This is a genomic window from Psychroserpens algicola, assembly GCF_014526325.1.
GTDB classification, from domain to species: domain Bacteria; phylum Bacteroidota; class Bacteroidia; order Flavobacteriales; family Flavobacteriaceae; genus Psychroserpens; species Psychroserpens algicola.
The window spans coordinates 1-15,324 of sequence record NZ_JACNMJ010000009.1; the positions used below are offsets into that span (position 1 = coordinate 1).

At 33.9% G+C, this 15,324-nt stretch carries 15 protein-coding genes; 6 read left to right on the forward strand and 9 right to left on the reverse strand.

Going from position 1 to position 15,324, the window contains the following annotated elements; genetic code table 11:
• Positions 1 to 127 (forward strand): T9SS type B sorting domain-containing protein (locus H7350_RS17190; RefSeq protein ID WP_204345722.1); only part of this gene is annotated, 127 nt, incomplete at its 5' end.
• A 7-nt stretch (positions 128 to 134) separates the two neighbouring features.
• The gene (locus tag H7350_RS15695) at positions 135 to 1,142 is read left to right on the forward strand and encodes a PorP/SprF family type IX secretion system membrane protein (protein ID WP_204346876.1); all 1,008 of its coding nucleotides are present in this window, start codon (positions 135 to 137) and stop codon (positions 1,140 to 1,142) included.
• A 178-nt stretch (positions 1,143 to 1,320) separates the two neighbouring features.
• Here H7350_RS15695 and H7350_RS15700 read toward each other — a convergent pair whose 3' ends face one another.
• Both H7350_RS15700 and H7350_RS15705 read right to left on the reverse strand, forming a co-directional pair.
• On the reverse strand, positions 1,321 to 2,475 hold the full coding sequence (locus tag H7350_RS15700; protein WP_204346877.1) for a vWA domain-containing protein: 1,155 nt from the start codon (positions 2,473 to 2,475) through the stop codon (positions 1,321 to 1,323).
• Positions 2,476 to 2,513: 38 nt separating this feature from the next.
• The gene (locus H7350_RS15705) at positions 2,514 to 3,530 is read right to left on the reverse strand and encodes an SIMPL domain-containing protein (protein ID WP_204346878.1); all 1,017 of its coding nucleotides are present in this window, start codon (positions 3,528 to 3,530) and stop codon (positions 2,514 to 2,516) included.
• 213 nt (positions 3,531 to 3,743) lie between these two features.
• Here H7350_RS15705 and H7350_RS15710 point away from each other — a divergent pair, with 213 nt between their 5' ends.
• Genes H7350_RS15710 through H7350_RS15725 form a run of 4 tightly spaced genes read left to right on the forward strand, consistent with a single transcriptional unit; the run spans position 3,744 to position 7,704 of the window.
• Positions 3,744 to 5,912 (forward strand): histidine kinase, encoded by a 2,169-nt coding sequence (locus H7350_RS15710; protein WP_204346879.1) that lies wholly within the window; start codon positions 3,744 to 3,746, stop codon positions 5,910 to 5,912.
• Positions 5,913 to 6,647, forward strand: a complete 735-nt coding sequence (locus H7350_RS15715; RefSeq protein ID WP_204346880.1) for a LytR/AlgR family response regulator transcription factor — start codon at positions 5,913 to 5,915, stop codon at positions 6,645 to 6,647.
• 1 nt (position 6,648) lies between these two features.
• Complete coding sequence (locus H7350_RS15720) at positions 6,649 to 7,179, forward strand: hypothetical protein (RefSeq protein ID WP_204346881.1); 531 nt, start codon at positions 6,649 to 6,651, stop codon at positions 7,177 to 7,179.
• Between the two features lie 12 nt (positions 7,180 to 7,191).
• The gene (locus H7350_RS15725) at positions 7,192 to 7,704 is read left to right on the forward strand and encodes a gamma carbonic anhydrase family protein (RefSeq protein WP_204346882.1); all 513 of its coding nucleotides are present in this window, start codon (positions 7,192 to 7,194) and stop codon (positions 7,702 to 7,704) included.
• A gap of 41 nt (positions 7,705 to 7,745) precedes the next feature.
• Here the strand turns inward: H7350_RS15725 and murI are convergent, their stop codons facing one another.
• From murI to H7350_RS15760, 7 genes are all read right to left on the reverse strand, one after another.
• Positions 7,746 to 8,525, reverse strand: a complete 780-nt coding sequence (gene murI / locus H7350_RS15730; RefSeq protein WP_204346883.1) for a glutamate racemase — start codon at positions 8,523 to 8,525, stop codon at positions 7,746 to 7,748.
• 69 nt (positions 8,526 to 8,594) lie between these two features.
• Complete coding sequence (locus H7350_RS15735) at positions 8,595 to 9,104, reverse strand: OmpH/Skp family outer membrane protein (RefSeq protein WP_204346884.1); 510 nt, start codon at positions 9,102 to 9,104, stop codon at positions 8,595 to 8,597.
• 33 nt (positions 9,105 to 9,137) lie between these two features.
• A complete protein-coding gene (locus tag H7350_RS15740; protein ID WP_204346885.1) occupies positions 9,138 to 10,181 on the reverse strand; it encodes an OmpH/Skp family outer membrane protein in 1,044 nt (347 codons plus the stop codon).
• A gap of 165 nt (positions 10,182 to 10,346) precedes the next feature.
• Positions 10,347 to 12,929, reverse strand: coding sequence for a BamA/OMP85 family outer membrane protein (locus H7350_RS15745; RefSeq protein ID WP_204346886.1), 2,583 nt, complete (start codon positions 12,927 to 12,929; stop codon positions 10,347 to 10,349).
• A complete protein-coding gene (locus H7350_RS15750) occupies positions 12,901 to 13,641 on the reverse strand; it encodes an isoprenyl transferase (RefSeq protein ID WP_204346887.1) in 741 nt (246 codons plus the stop codon). Before H7350_RS15750 ends, H7350_RS15745 begins: the two co-directional genes overlap by 29 nt.
• A gap of 1 nt (position 13,642) precedes the next feature.
• Entirely contained in the window at positions 13,643 to 14,311 is a 669-nt protein-coding gene (gene porG / locus H7350_RS15755; RefSeq protein ID WP_338101651.1) for a type IX secretion system protein PorG, read from the reverse strand.
• 135 nt (positions 14,312 to 14,446) lie between these two features.
• The gene (locus H7350_RS15760) at positions 14,447 to 15,322 is read right to left on the reverse strand and encodes an NAD kinase (RefSeq protein WP_204346889.1); all 876 of its coding nucleotides are present in this window, start codon (positions 15,320 to 15,322) and stop codon (positions 14,447 to 14,449) included.
• Positions 15,323 to 15,324 lie beyond the last annotated feature (2 nt).

Genomic DNA, 15,324 nt, shown 5'->3' on the forward strand with positions numbered 1-15,324 from the left:
TTGGAATGGTACCTATAATGGTAATGAGATGCCAACCAGCGATTATTGGTTTGTTGTAGAGTACAATGATCCTAATAATTTAGAAAATCGTAAAGAATTTAAAGCCCATTTTACCCTGAAAAGATAAAAATCGTATGAATTTAAAAAAGTATTGTTTAATAGCTAGTATAGCGTTATTTTCAATTATTGGGACAGCCCAAGAAGGATTGCCCATCTACGCAGATTATTTAACAGATAATTATTATCTCATTCACCCATCAATGGCTGGAGTTGCTAATTGTGCTAAAGTAAGATTGACAGCTAGAGCACAATGGTTTGGACAAGATGAAGCGCCTAATTTACAAACGTTGAGTGTTAATGGTAGAATTGGAGACTCGCCATCTGCTGTTGGAGGTATAGTATATAATGATAAAAATGGGTACCATTCACAAACAGGTGCTTACCTAACGTATGCACATCACATTATGTTTTCTCGTAATGAGATAGATTTGAACATGTTATCTTTTGGTTTAAGCGCAGGGTTAATTCAGTATAAACTGGATGAGACAGAGTTTTTAGCTGACGGATTTGATCCTATTATTGGAGGTGTTGAACAAAGTGCAACTAATTTTAATATTGACTTTGGATTCTCATACCATTTGATTGACTTTTATGCGCATGCCACTGTGAAAAATATTTTAAGTAACGAGGGAATTAACTTTAACGAACAAGGACTGAGTTATGATAACTTAAGAACTTATTTGTTCACAGCAGGAAACACATTTAGCAAGTATAATAGTGACTGGAGTTTTGAACCTTCAATTATGTTCATGTATAGAGATGCTACTGAAGAGGCTTCAATTGATATCAATGCCAAAGCTTATAAAGAAATGGAATTTGGTACACTTTGGGGCGGATTATCTTACAGAAGAAGTTTAGATGGAGCAGAATTTCAAGAAGGCTCTGGAGTAAGCAGCCAAAAACTACAGTATTTCACACCTTTTTTAGGTGTTGATTATAATAATTTTGTATTTGCTTATACCTATTCTTATCAAGCGAATTCTGTTGTATTTAATAATGGAGGCTTTCATCAAATTACTCTAGGATACAACTTTAATTGCAGACGTGAGAAATACGAATGTAATTGTCCGGCAATTAACTAAAACTATATAAACAGATAATTAAAAAGTCTCGATACGCTAAGTATCGAGACTTTTTGCATTAGTGATGGAGGTAGTTGTTGGAGCTCTCCAGATATATTTTATCTGGAAGCGACTACCGAGAGCACGACGCGTTTTAAATTGATAAGAATTTAAAACGGGTAATGCCCTCAATACCAAGTTACCAAGTATACTTTTTCTGCTTAGCTTGTGTTTTAATGGCTTTAATCATGGCGTTTTCCAGACCATTATCATCAGTAGTTTGCTGCGCTTTGATATAGGCTCTACGTTTTTCGTTTAATTCCTGAATATCTTTTTGTATGGTCTCACGTTCCTGACGCTTCTTAGCTACATAAGCTTTTATTTCTGATATGCTTTTGCCTTTCAATTCTTTTGGGAGTTCTTCTTTTTTTAAGCTATCATATTTGAAATCTTTTTCTTGTTCGGCATCGACCAAATCCCAAGTTGAATTGGTATATAAATGTGAACTTTTACTTACTGTACGACTCACAGCATTTTCTTGACTGTAGCCCATAGCATTAACATCCTGCTCTGCTTGTAATGCCATTTTTTGATGTCCAACTTGACCATAAGCCACATAAGTTTTATTGAGTTTTTGATTTAAATTTAGAATTTTATCGTCGTATGGTGATGCGACATAAGTTGTAGCATGATTATGATTAATAGCCATGTAATCACCATGTGCCAGAGTTGCTCCATCTTTCCAGTAGGTTGAAATACCTTGGTTGTAATCACCACAAAATATAGTATTGACAGTCACGTCGTTTTTATGTGCTTGTTTTGCAGCATCTTGATAGTTAATCTTACCTTGCGTAAAAGGTTCGTTTCCTGCAATAAAGATTAGTTTAAGGTCGTCTGGATTGTTTCCCCATTTAAGTTGATTTAAAGAGGTTTGAATCACATGACCACAGTATTCGTTTCCGCCATTGGTTGTCAGTGAAAACAATTGTTTTGAAATTTCATCAAGGTCGCTACTAAATGCTAAAACCTGTCTGATGTAGCCTTCATCACTATTTAAATTATCATTTCCGTATTCGTATAAAGCGATTTCCAGATTTGGTTTTTCATCACCGCATTTTGCATAGGAAAGTTCATTTACAATATCCCAAAGCTGGGCTTTTGCTTGATCTATAAGTCCGTCCATACTATTGCTGGTATCTAATAACAATGCCACTTTAATAAATTGATGGTTGGGTTTATGTGCGTTTGTTTCAGCTAATGCCAGAGGCTTAGTTTCTTTTTTCTCTTTGGCATTGCAGGACAAAAAGCTCATCATGCAAAGTGAGATTACGAGTGTTTTAATTATTGTTTTCATTTTAATATGTATTAAATTATTACTGTTTTTACAATTGTCTAATTGGTTTGTAATGCTTTGATGTCGATAGTTCCATTTGGAGATACGACGTAATATTTGTGCTTAATTTCAGTTTTAACCACGGGTTCTGGTTTTACTTCTTTTGGTTTTGGCGAATATTGTAGCCTGATGTTCATGCCTATCTGAACTACAGGTTCTAGAATAGATGGGTTGACAACCACATCATAATTTTCATAGGATAAAGGCTGGTAGTAATACGATGTTTGTTTTTTAGCCGTTGTAATGCCTCTGTTTTTTTTAATAGCTTCAAATGACACACTGTTAAAAGCCTGATAACTTTGATAAAAATCTTTTGGGAAATAGCAATACTGGTCATCTGCAATAGCTACATTATAATTAGCTAAATCAAAACCTAATACTTTGTAATATGCCTTTTTTTCTTCAATGAGTTTTAAAAGTTTAGTTTGAAGGTTTTTATACACTTCAGCAATATGTTCTATATAATAATCCACTTTCACCAAATTGTAGATTTCGCTTTTGGCACAGGCTGTTAAAATGGATTCAAATTGACTTGTTTTAGTAAATTGAATATGGAGGTTTTGTTGGAGTTCGAATCCGTTTGGCACTTCTGTATATGTTTTACTGAAGAGTTTTTTTTGAACTTCAATTTCATAATTTGGAACAAATGAAATAACATCAACAGCAACATCATCATCGGTTATTCCTAAGGGTTTCAATTGACTTTTTATGTTTTGGATTCTTTGATTGATAAGTAGAGCTGTACTGTCTGCCGTAGGTCCAATTTGGGATACGTTAAAAATTGCGGTATATGTTGTTGCCTGTACATTTTGTAAGGCCTTTACATCAATAAACACATGAGTGCTAGGTGTCAGAACCTTATTAATATTTTGTTGTACTGTTGGATTGTAAATGGTGGCATTACCAGATAGTAGGATATTTTGTCTTGAGATTTGATCATAGTTACCTTTATGCTGAGCAAATGAGGTAAAGAAGCAAACACAAATTAGCAAAAGACTAAGTGTTTTAGTTTTCATTATTTTCGATTGTTTTTTGATTAATGCTGTAAATCTATTGGCAACTTTTTTTAATAAAAAACGACAATGAGTAAAGTCATGTGTTGGTTGAGTAAGCTAGAACGTCAAATGAGTAAAGCAGGTTATTTAACGGGTGAATTTTTACTATATCGAGAAGGTCTATTTTATTTAATCAATTAAAGTATGTAAGTTTATTCCGTTCAAGATATTTTAATGAAGCAATTACTTACATATAGTCTTTTATTACTGCTGTTTTTTCCTTCAGAAATTCTAAGCGCTCAGCAACGAGAAGACGCTATTGAAAAGCGAAAGGCAGCCCCATTGTTTACTATTAGAGGTTCGGTAAGAGAAAGCGACACCTATAAGCCAATTTCAAAAGTTAATATTGAAGTTAATGGAGGAGCATACACGCGTACCGATTTAGATGGTTCCTTTTTAATACAAGCACGTAAAGGAGACGAACTGGTAATTAGGCACAAAGATTTTGAAACGGTTTATTACACCATTCAAAGTAATGAACGAATTACAGTAGAAGTTGAGCCTGCTAAAGAAAAATTGCAAACGGAGACTACTTTTAAAAGAGATATCAAACGGTTTAATAGCTTAATTGATTCGGTGACGAAGTACAAAAAACTCGATGTTGAGAAAAGTATAAGTTTTGTAGGAGAAGCACTGTCACAAAGCAACTCTAAGAAACAAAATGCTGAAGCCTATTTGGTTTTGGCCGAAGTGTATATGCATTGGAAACAATATGATTTAGCAGTGGCTAATTTTAGAGTAAGCCTCGAAAATGTTGAGACCAATCATGCTAAATTGGGACTGGCGAAAGCTTACGGACTCAATAAAAATTATCAAGAAAGTATTGACACCTATAATGCAATCAACAAAAAAATATTGAGTAACTATCAGTTAGTAGCATTATATGAAGGGCTTGGTGATACGTATTTTAGTATTAAAAACTATGACGCATCTATTGAGGCTTACCAGCAAGGGCTTACTATTGCAAACAAGCATTTAATTAAACCCAAAATAGTAGATCTAAACTCTAAAATCGCTCAAGGTTATAATTCTAGCGGTAAGGTTGATAAAGCGGAAACGTTCTTCGGAAATTCACTTGGTTTAGCCGAAAAGGAAACTAAAAAGAGAGCATTAGAAGAAAAGGTCACTGTAGCCGATTTCCAGAATACCAATCGAAATTACTCTGAAGAAATACAATTAAGAAAGGAAATTGTAGAAGATGTAAAAGATGTACAAAGAGACTCTGTTATTGTTAATGAGAGTCCGTTAACACTTCAAAAACAAAATTATAAAATTGGAAACGCTTATTTTTTACAGAAAGATTATGCCAATGCTATTCCGTATTTAGAGAAAAGTATTGAAGAGGCTGAAGCCAACCAGGATTTAGTAGTAAAAAAGGATGCTACCAAAAAGTTATCAGATGTCTATGTCGATGCTGGTGATTTTGAAAAAGCCAAAGCAACTTTTGAGTCTTATAAAAATACTGTAGATGAACTCTATATCAAACGCGAACAGGAGTTGTCGCAAGCCGATCGGTTTAGACGAAATATTATTCAGCAACAAAACAGAATTACAAGTTTAGAAAGTGATCGTGAACTCACCACAAGTTTGGCAAGCGAACGTGATAAAAATCAACAGTTAATTATTTATTCCTTAGTTACTGGACTCATTTTATTGTTGATCATGGCATTTTTTATGTTTAAATATATCAAACAACAACGATTAGCAAATAATTTACTAGCTCTGAAATCCTTGCGAAGTCAGATGAATCCACATTTTATCTTTAATGCTTTAAACTCTGTTAATAGTTTTATTGCAAATAATGATGAGCGTACGGCAAATAAATACCTATCAGATTTTTCACATTTGATGCGAGCGGTTCTAGAGAATAGCGAAGAAGATTTTATACCCTTAGAAAAGGAGATAGATTTACTGGATTTATATACCAAATTAGAGCACTTTCGATTTCAGGATAAGTTTGACTATAGCATTATTGTTAATGAAGATGTTGCGGTTACCGAATATCAAATTCCACCGATGTTATTACAACCTTATATCGAAAATGCGGTATGGCATGGTTTGCGTTATAAAACTGAAAAAGGACATTTAAAAATCACCATAGCCAAAAAAAGTGAAACTGAAATAACGATCACCGTTGCCGACGATGGTATAGGTAGAACACGATCAAAGGAATTAAAAACCTCACATCAACTTAAGCAGAAGTCAAAAGGAATGGGTAATATTAAAAAGCGTGTCGCCATTTTAAATAATATGTATAAGGATAAAGTAGATGTGTTTATTGATGATTATCAAGATGCAGAAGATGCTGGAACAAAAGTTGTTGTAACCCTAAAAAAAGACTAGATGAAACTAAAATCTATAATCGTTGAAGACGAAGAAACAAGCCGGACAATCCTTAAAAATTACATTGCTAAATACTGTCCAAATGTAGAAGTTTTGGGTGAAGCCGCTAATATCGAAGAAGCTTTGGTTTTGATTCGTAATACCGAATTGGACTTGGTCTTTTTAGATGTTGAAATGCCTTATGGTAATGCATTCGATTTATTAGATAAAGTGGGTGATATTAGTTTTGAAACTGTTTTTGTTACCGCTTATAACCATTATGCTATTGATGCTTTAAACGCACACGCTTCCTACTATTTAATGAAACCCATTTCAATTGATGAACTCATCAAAGCTGTTGATTATGTCACTGAAATCAGAACAAAAGAAGACGCTTTACAAGATCAGGTTTTAGTGCCTAAAACGAATAGTGTTAATGGGAAGATTACCATTCCGCAACAAGATGGATTTGAAGTCTTGGAAACTGCCGATATTTTGTACTGCAAAGCTGATGATAATTACACCGAAATTTATCTCAATACCAATAAAAAGAAACTGGTAAGTAAAACGTTAAAATATTTTGAAGAAGCATTGAGCGATAGCAGTTTTGCGCGTGTTCATAAAAGTTATCTGGTTAATGTCAATGAAGTTAAGAAATACATAAAAGGCAAAGGAGGTAGTGTGGTATTAAGCAATGGCAAACAAATTATGGTATCTGCGTCTAAAAAATCAGATTTGTTATCTTATTTTAAATAGTATGAAACTCTTTAAACACCTTCAATTATTACTATTAATGTTACCACTTTTAGTGTCTTGTAATCAACATACAACTAAAGAGAAAGTGCCCTCAGAAACACATGTCAGCAAAGACAATAATATCACTAAAATTATATCTACTGATATTGATACTTTAGGCAAAATTTTAGACTTTAGTAATCATAAACCTATTAGGGTTGAATTTAGATATACATTAATTGACAATTCGGGTAAAAATGACAGACTTTCGGTTTCTGGACCATCTGACTCTAGTTTAGAAGCAGTTTTATATTTTGATAAAAAAACGTTTAGAGCAATAGAAGATTTTGAATTAAATCTAGAATGGATTGAACAGCATCACAGTAAAGAAGAATTCAATTTTGAATGGCTCCCTGAAGATGTGCGTCGAGAATTAGAACAACATAACGTAGCGAATTACAAAGGTCATCCCGATGTTTTCTTCGAGACAGGAGTACATGGAAAAGCCTGGTATTTAGACCATAAAATATTACTCAAAGCAGACAACAACTAATACCATATTAATATGCCAATTATAAAGCCAGTAAAAGGGAAACACCCTCAAATACCTAACGATTGTTACGTTGCCGAAAATGCCACAATAGTTGGTGATGTAACTATGGGTAATAATTGCAGTATCTGGTTCAATGCTGTTGTTAGAGGTGATGTACATTTTATAAAAATGGGCGATAAGGTGAATGTTCAGGATGGAGCCGTTATTCATGCCACATATCAAAAATCACCAACAACGATAGGCAATAATGTATCTATAGGTCATAACGCTATTGTGCATGGTTGTACAATTAAAGACAATGTATTGATTGGTATGGGAAGTATTGTTATGGACGATTGTATAATAGAAAGTAATAGTATTATAGCAGCAGGAGCTGTAGTAACTAAAAACACACATGTGGAGTCCGGAAGCATTTATGCAGGCGTACCAGCTAAAAAAGTAAAAGACATCAGTAAGGCGTTAATTTCAGGAGAGATTAATCGTATTGCAGACAACTACGTCCAGTATTCCAGTTGGTTTAAATAGGTTATTATGAGTTTTTTTAATCACTTTGGATATATCAACTCTTAAAATTCTAGTGCTTTCACATCAAACTTTTGATCTAAAATAGACTGTAAAACCGTCTTGTTTCCATTGGAATAAAAGGTGTTTTCAGGAGGTTTTGTGCTGAAGTTTAATAAGTCATGTTGCTCTAAAATAGATTTTGTCTGTTTTGCAACAGCTAGTCCAGAATCGATAATTTTCACATGCTTAGGAAGCATGCCTAACAACATCGGAATCAAATAAGGGTAATGTGTACAGCCTAACACTAAATAATCGATATTGGCATCTAGCATAGGTTGTATATAGGTTTCTAAAAGTGCTTTCATTTCATCACTTTGTGTTTTACCTTCTTCTATAAGTGGGACAATGCCTTCTCCAACTTGCTCTATCACTCTAATACCATTGCTATACAGGTCGGTAGTTTTATGGAAAAGCTCACTGCTCAAGGTGCCTTTAGTAGCAAGAATGCCTATAGCTTTAGTTTCGGTATTTAAAGCGGCAGGTTTTATAGCAGGTTCAATTCCTATAAAAGGAACGTCATATGAAGCTCTCAATACCTTTATAGCGTTTGTTGTAGCAGTATTACAAGCTACAACTATCAGTTTACAGTTGTGCTCTAAAAGAAGCTCCGTATTCTTTTTGCTTAGCGCTATAATGTCATCTTTGCTTTTGCCACCATAAGGCGCATTTTTACTGTCTGCCAAATAAATGGTATGCTCATGAGGTAAGAGCGTGTGAATTTCTTTGAAGATAGACGTACCTCCAATACCAGAATCAAATATGCCTATAGGTTTGTTACTCATGCCTTACAAAAATAAAAAAGCCACTTTATTAAAAGTGGCTTCTTAACTATTTATTTGCGTATTCTTTTTTTAGAATCCTAATTCTTTCTTTACGTCAGCTAAAAGGTCTTTTCCTGTTGCAACGATTACACCACCACCTTGAGTAGAGTCTAATACGTATTGGTAACCTTGCGCAGCAGCAACTTTAGTGATAGCTGCTTTAGCTTTTTCAAAGATTGGCTTTAATAAAGCCGCTTCTTTTTTACCTAAATCTTCCTGAGCTCCAGCTTGGTACTCACGAATACTCTGTTCCATTTGTTGAACTTCCTGAGCACGTTTAGTATTTTCTTCTTCTGTCTTAGTATCGACTTCAGCTCTGTATTGCTTCACTTTATTTTGAAGCTCGGTAACCATTGTTTTGTAATCGGCATCATAAGTTTTAGAAAGCTTTTCAATTTCGGCCTGAGCGGCTTTCATCTCTGGCATAGCTTGTACTAAATCAGTAGTGTTTATATGAGCGACTTTACTTTGTGCTGTTGCAAGACTTGTTGTTCCAACAAATAGTATAGCTGCTAATAAAAGGGTTTTTAAATGTTTCATTTTTAAATTTGTTACGTGTTATAATTATTGTTTTTAGTTATCGTCATCATCAGGAACCGAATCATTAGCTTTCTTTTGAGCTTCACGTTCCTCTTTTGCTTTTTTTCTTTCTTCTAATATTTTCTTTTTTCGTTCTTCAAGAGCTTTTTTTCTTGCGTCACGATCTTTTATTTTTTGTTGTCTCTTTTCTTCAGCTATTTGAGCTGGTGTTTTAGTTCCCGAATCAGCTTTTGCTGAGGTAGAATCTTGCTTTTTAGCATTAGCACCTTTTTCGGTAGGAGGTGTATTAGATTTTCCATTAATACTATCTCTTTCTGCTTTTGCTTTAGCTCTGTCATCTAATATCTTTTGACGCTTTGCTGCTGCAGCTGCTTTGAGTGAATCTCTTCGCTTTAATTGTGCAGCTTGACGCTCAGCTATCTCTGCTTCTCTTGCCGATTTTTTATCTTCAATTGCTTTTTGACGTTCATCTAGTTCTTTGTTAACTACAGGAACAACATCTTCTTTTTCTGCTTGTTTACGTTCAGATCTAGATTTTGCCTGTGTACGTTTAGAAGAACGTGTTATACTTCTGATAACTAATTCACTTAAGTCAAAACGTTCTGCAGAAAACAGCATTACCACATCAGCAGATTTGTCAAATATGAAATCATACTTTTTCCCACTGGCAATTTCTTGTACTGCAGCAAAAATTTGATCTTGAATTGGCTGTATCAATTGTTGCTTTTGAATCATCAAATCTCCATTTGGTCCAAATCGCTTTTGTTGATAATCTAGAATTTCGGCTTCTTCAAACGAAATATCTTCTAAGCGCTCTTCGTACAACTCTTTTGTCAATAAAACACTTTCACTATTTAATTGTTTCTTTTTAGAATCAATTTCAGTTAATCGTTGTTCAATTTCTGTTTTCCATTGCTGTACTTTTTGATCCAGTTGAGAGGAGGCTTGTTGATATTCTGGTATATTTTGTAAAATATATTCGGTATCTATATAACCTATCCTAACACCTCGTTGCGCATTAGAAACAAAGCTCATTAGACTTATGATGGTCACTAAAAAAAGAACTTTACTTTTCATCTGTATTATTTTTGATTTATGATATCTATTATAAATTATAAAACGACAGACTAAATTACGATTCTGTCATTGTGTTTAGTTTTCCAAATTAACGAAATATATTTAGAAAAATTTCAACACACACATTAAATCGTCGTATTGTTAATAGAAAATATCGTGCCAAAATTAAAATTGTTGTCCAATTATGAAGTGAGTTTCTAATCCGTTTCTTACTGTTTGACCAGGAAGAGCATCGAATCCGTAACCAAAATCAATACCTAATAAACCAAAGGCTGGCATAAAAATCCTGATACCAGCACCTGCCGAACGATTAAGAGCAAACGGGTTATAATCTCTAAAGTTATCATAAGAAGATCCTGCTTCAAGGAACGTTAATCCATAAATTTTTGCCTGAGCTCCTAAAGTAATAGGGTAACGTAATTCTAATGAGAATTTATTATAAATAGTACCACCATCTTGAGAAGATAATGATTGGTTAGGATAACCACGTAGCTGAACAACTTCTCTTCCGTCAAGAGCAAAGTTTCCTAAACCATCTCCTCCTAAGAAGAAGCGTTCAAATGGAATAACACCTCTGTCTTGATTATAAGCGCCTAGGAAACCAAATTCGATACTAGACTTAAATACTAATTTATCAACCAATCGGGTATACCAATCTCCTTTAAATTTCACTTTGTAAAACTCGAGCCAGTTATAACGCTCTTGATCTATTTCTCCAATTCTTTCAAGGTCATCAGCATCAGTTGCATCCAATCCGTCACGTTCTTCTTTTAAAGCTTCATAATCGACATCATTAAATAATGAATATGGTAAAGATAATTTAGCACTTATCGAGAAGCTTGAACCTCCCATTGGGTAAATAGGGTCAGTTCGAGTGTTATTTCGTGTTAAGGCAACTGTGTAGGATAGGTTATTAGAATAACCATCACCAAATGTAAATAACCCAGTGTTGTAGTTTTTCAAATTATAATGTTGAAATGCGACAGCCTGAGATAATTGAAAATAATCATCCGGTACTTTTAATCGTTTTGCAATACCAACTGAAATCCCAGTAATATTAAAACGTCTATTTCGGTCAGCATTTCTCGATATAGGATCAAATAAAAATTGTCGTGTATGCGATAATGATGTTGATAATTGAACAGGACGTTTACCTCCTAACCAAGGTTCAGAAAAAGAGAAACTATAAGTTTGGAAAAACTGAGATGCCTGTAAACGTAATGCCAGACTTTGTCCATCTCCTGAAGGAATAGGCTTGTATGCTTCTTTCTTAAAAATATCTTTAATCGCAAAATTGTTAAATGATAGCCCTAAGGTACCAATAAAGCCTCCGCCACCATAACCTCCTTGAAGTTCGATTTGGCTTGATCCACGTTCTACAACTTGATATTCAATATCTACAGTACCATCCTGAGTATTGAAATTCTTCATATTAGGTGTCAACTGCTGAGCATCGAAGAAACCTAGTTGACCAAGTTCTCTAATTGTTCTAATCACATCACTCTTACGATAGAGCCCGCCAGGTTTGGTTCTTAGCTCTCTGTAAACTACATGGTCATTGGTTTTGTCATTTCCTGAAACCGAAACATTATTGAAGTATGCTGGTTTTCCTTCAGAAATTCTAATCTCCATGTCAATGACATTTCCTTCGGCACTAATTTCTACTGGGTTGATAGTTGAGAATAAATAACCACTATCCTGATAGAGATTGGTAATATCGACAGCGTCTGGTTTAGAATCATCGGCAATACGCTTTCTTAATTCAACACCATTATACGTAGAACCTTCATTAATTTTTAAAATAGAATGTAATTGCTGGTCAGAATAAACACTGTTGCCAACAAAAGTAATTTTACCAAACTTGTATTGCTCACCTTCTTCTACATCAACATAAAGTGTGACTGTTTTGTCATCTCTATAGACGATAGAATCTGATATAATTCTGGCGTCACGATAGCCTTTCTCCTTGTAAGCATCGATAACACTTACTTTATCTTCTTCAAAATTTTCTTTGATATACTTTGAACGCTTTAATATACGTATCGGATTTTTTTGCTTGGTATTTTTCATGGCTTTTCTGAGTTTCTTATCAGAAATTTTTTCATTACCATTAAAAATAATTTTGTCAATTTTTACTTTTTCACCTTTATCAATATACACAAGCATATTCACCCTACTTTTTTCTATAGAGTCAATGACTTCTTTTGTGCTAACTGTAACTTTAGTATTTAAAAACCCATCCTTTTTATATTTATTGGTGATATAGTTACGTGTAGTCGTGAGTAAGTTTTCAGTAACTTTAACACCTTTAGAAAGGTTGTTGTCTTTTTTGAGTTGTTCTATTTTACCTTTTTTGACACCTTGAATCGTAGCTTCATTTAATTCGGGTAAATCAATAAGGTTGATTTCAAGATAAGCTTTGTCGCCTTCAGTTTTTGCAAGATAAACATCAATGCTGCTAAATAAATTAGAATCCCAGAGCTTTTTAATAGCATTACTAATTTGTTCTCCAGGAATTATAATTTCTTCTCCAATCTTTAGGCGTGAAAAGGTAATAATCGTTCCAGGATTGAAATTAGTATTCCCTGTTATTTGAATATCTTCTAGGATATATCGTTTACCTTGATTAAAATCAGATTGTTGTGCAGTAACTACAGTAGATACAATAAGAGTAAATGCTATTAGTAATGACTTGATATAGGTTTTCAAAAGTAAATTGTTAGCTAAGTTGTTCGCTTGTTTTTCCAAATCGTCGTTCTCTATTTTGATAATTAATCAAAGCTTCATAAAGGTCCTTCTTCTTAAAATCAGGCCAAAGAATGTCTGTAAAATATAATTCTGCATAAGCAATTTGCCATAATAAAAAGTTGCTTATTCTTTGCTCTCCGCTAGTTCTAATCAATAGATCAACATCTGGCAAATTTTGCGTGTAAAGATGCTTATTTATAATTGATTCGTCAATACTTTCTACGGAAATTATATTATTTTTAACTTTATCTGTTAATTCTTTAATAACCTTAACAATTTCTTCTCTAGATCCGTAACTCAGAGCCAGAGTAAGTGTCATATGTGTATTGTTTTGGGTTTTATCTATAACTTCTAATAATTCTTGATGTGCTTTTTTTGGTAAATCTTTAAGATTTCCAATAGCCAATAAGCGTATGTTATTATCCTGAAGGGTTTTAATTTCTTTCTTTAATGACTTTACCAATAGTTTCATTAAAGTTTGCACTTCTAATTTTGGGCGTTTCCAGTTTTCAGTAGAAAAGGCATAGAGCGTTAAATGTTTAATGCCAATTTCGGCACTGGCTTCTACAACATCTCTTACCGATTTAGTACCATTTTCATGACCAATTACCCTAAGCATACCTTGTTGTTTAGCCCAACGCCCATTACCATCCATAATGATAGCAACATGGTTTGGAAGTTTATTAATTTGTATTTGGTCTTTCAAGTTCATTTTAAAAATTACAATAACAGGGTCTTTGACCAAAGGTATAGGTTAATGTAAAGCCGGTAAAAACATACCAGTCATTACTATTTATATTTCCAAAACTAAATATGGGTTGTTTTTGTTCAGAATCAGGTACGCTACCATCCAGTTCATCTGAAAATGTATAACGCGCACCAATTTCGAAACCTAATACTAAATGGTTGGTGATATTACTTTTTAATCCAAGCGCTATTGGGATTCCAAAAGCCCAGCTATCGGTACCTTCTGAAATATAGTCTCCCGAATTATCAAAATAGTAGTTAGGGTGTTTTGCTGATGTTATTCCTGAAAAGATATAAGGTGTAAATTGAATACCACTTTTATGTAAGTCAAATTCTACGAAGGTAAATTCCATTCCTGCCGAAATTTCCAAAAGGTTTGCATCAAAACTATAATCGCGTTGTAAGCGTCTTGGGTCATCAGATTTTGAATCTTTCCCTTTTAAATCAGAATAGATAATAGAAACCCTCCATGAATGTCTCGGACTTCGATTCCATTTTAACATCAGTCCTAAAGCTGGAGCATTGGGAGCAATATAAGTTGTAGAACCTACATCACCTATTAAATTACTTCCACCGCCAAACACACCAACTTCATAGATTTGAGAGTGGCTTGTTTGTACGAAAAATGTACTCAATAAAAATAAGATTAAATACCTCATAAATTTTTAAAAGTTTGCAAATATAATAAATATGAATTGCCTTTGGTAATTTGTGGCATATTGTCTTACAGAAAACTGATTTTATAAGGATTTATTGCATTATTTTGAGGCTCAATTTCGCTTGTCTTCTCCCCAAAGCATTTTCATTCTTAAAGTATCAATAAAGCTCTCGTCTAAAAGCTCTACCATCTTAATTTTAAAGTTTGCTTTTTTAATTGTAATAAGAGTTGCGTTTGATAAGGTTATAATTCTCGAATCTAATGACATTAAATGTTGGTCTTCGCGACCATCCACTTTTAGTTTAATTGTTGTGTCATCAGGGATAACAAGAGGTCTGGCATTTAAATTATGAGGAGCAATAGGTGTTAGTACAAAACTGTTGGCATCAGGAGTAATCACTGGTCCGCCACAACTTAAAGAGTAACCTGTTGATCCTGTAGGTGTTGCGACAATAAGTCCGTCAGCCCAATACGAAGTCAAATACTCATCATTGAGGTGTGTTTCAACGATAATCATTGAGGTGGTATTTTTTCTACTTACAGCAATTTCATTGAGTGCGAAATTGGTTTGTTTTAAATCGTCATTATCAGGATGCGTTTCTACACTTAATAAGGTACGCTCAGAAGTCTTATAGTTGCCGTTAAGGATGTGGCTAATTGCAGTTTCTATTTCATCAGTTTGTATGGTTGCTAAAAAACCAAGACGACCTGTGTTAATCCCTACTATTGGTATCGAAAAATCTCTTACATAGGTGATAGCTCTTAGTATAGTACCATCTCCGCCTATACTAATCAGAAGGTCAAAACTTTCGTTTAATTCTGAAAATGAATGTATCGATGTCTGAGCTTTTAAATCTTCAGAAATATGCTCAAAAAAGGACTTTTCTATATAAATGTCAACCTCATTTTGTCGAAGAACGCTAATAAGCTCATCAAAAGATTTTGAAGATTTCTCAGGATAATATTGACTGTAAACCGCAATCTTCATAA